This window comes from Novosphingobium lindaniclasticum LE124 (genome assembly GCF_000445125.1).
GTDB lineage: Bacteria > Pseudomonadota > Alphaproteobacteria > Sphingomonadales > Sphingomonadaceae > Novosphingobium > Novosphingobium lindaniclasticum.
In genome coordinates this window covers 1-1,393 of sequence record NZ_ATHL01000099.1, presented here as the reverse complement: position 1 = coordinate 1,393, position 1,393 = coordinate 1, and the positions used below count along the sequence as shown (strand labels likewise).

At 57.3% G+C, this 1,393-nt stretch carries 1 protein-coding gene; it reads left to right on the top strand.

Annotated features, from left to right (window positions below; genetic code table 11):
* The first annotated feature begins 273 nt into the window (after nt 1-273).
* A complete protein-coding gene (locus L284_RS39600) occupies nt 274-1,269 on the top strand; it encodes an alpha/beta hydrolase (RefSeq protein ID WP_235054440.1) in 996 nt (331 codons plus the stop codon).
* Nucleotides 1,270-1,393: the final 124 nt, after the last annotated feature.

Sequence of the window (1,393 nt, the reverse complement as noted above, 5' to 3'; positions counted from 1 at the left end):
GGCAATCTTACACTAACAAATAACCCGGACCACTCGGTGGGGGCCGATCACTTTCCGGAGGCTTCAATTCGTGAGAAAGGACATTTGAGACAAGCAAGACCATTGAAGGGCAACGAAGGGGCGGGTTCTTTATATGGGGCAGTTCCGGCGCGTCTTAGCTTGCTCATGTCTGGCGTGATTTCACGATGCAGCCGGTGTCAAAGCAGGCTGGCAAGCATGAGTGCAAGGCATCGCCTTATAAGAAATCGCTATGGGATTGCAAAATAATCGTAATTGACCCTGTACGTTATAAGATGTCATTCACCTTCCAAGCAACAGGGGAGATCGTGGATGACAACTGGCAAATCGCTGTACTTTGTTATGGCAACAGCATGCGTAGCTGCAGCAGGGAGCGCTGCTGCGCAGCCCGCCGACTATCCTGTCCCCGCTCCGGCAAGCGCGCCCGTCGAAACAGGCGCCATCCCGCTCTATGGCGCCAAGACGCCGGGATCTGCCGCCAACGAGAACTGGGCCAAGTATTTCGGTGGGGACTATACGGTCCGCAATGTCACCCGGCCCACTTTGACCCCGGTTCTTCCCGATCCCACCAAAGCGACCGGCGCCGCTGTGATCGTGGCGCCCGGCGGCGCTTTCATGGCGCTTTCCATGTCGCACGAGGGCTGGGATGTAGCTCGGGCCCTTGCAGACCGCGGCATCGCCGCGTTTGTTCTAAAATATCGCCTGCTGCCAACCCCGAAGGACGAAGCCGAAGCCGGGAAATATGTCTGGGCCAAGATGATGGAGGGCATTCCCGATCCGACCAAGCAACCGGTGTTGACCAATCCGCAGGCGACTGAAGATGGCCTTGCCGCGCTGAAGATGGTCCGCGAACATGCCGCCAAATGGGGCGTCGACCCGGCCCGCGTCGGCATGATCGGTTTTTCGGCAGGCGCCATGACCTCGCTTCAGACCGTCCTTGCCGCGAAGTCGGGCGAACGACCTGCTTTCTTCGGGTACATCTATGGCCCGCAGGCGAAGATCGACGTTCCGGCAGACGCATCGCCGATGTTCGATGCAATCGCTCTCGACGATCCCTTGTTTCCCTCGATGGGCTTTCCAATTGCGCAGGGCTGGCTCGCAGCCAAGCGGCCTGTAGAAATTCATGGCTACCAGCAGGGGAGCCATGGTTTCGGGCTCGGAAAGCCAAACACCACGACAACGCTCGTGCTAGACGAATTCATCGCGTGGCTTTCTATGCAGGGATTTTTGACCAGAAAGACAGCCCCTTGATTAGGGCGTAAACTCATAAATGGCACCATCGAGGTTTGAGGCAAAATGGTTCAGCGCAAGGAAGGAAGCCGCAGGAATACGTCCGTATTTCCAGGTTTCCTGACGAAGCGATGGACCATTTTGC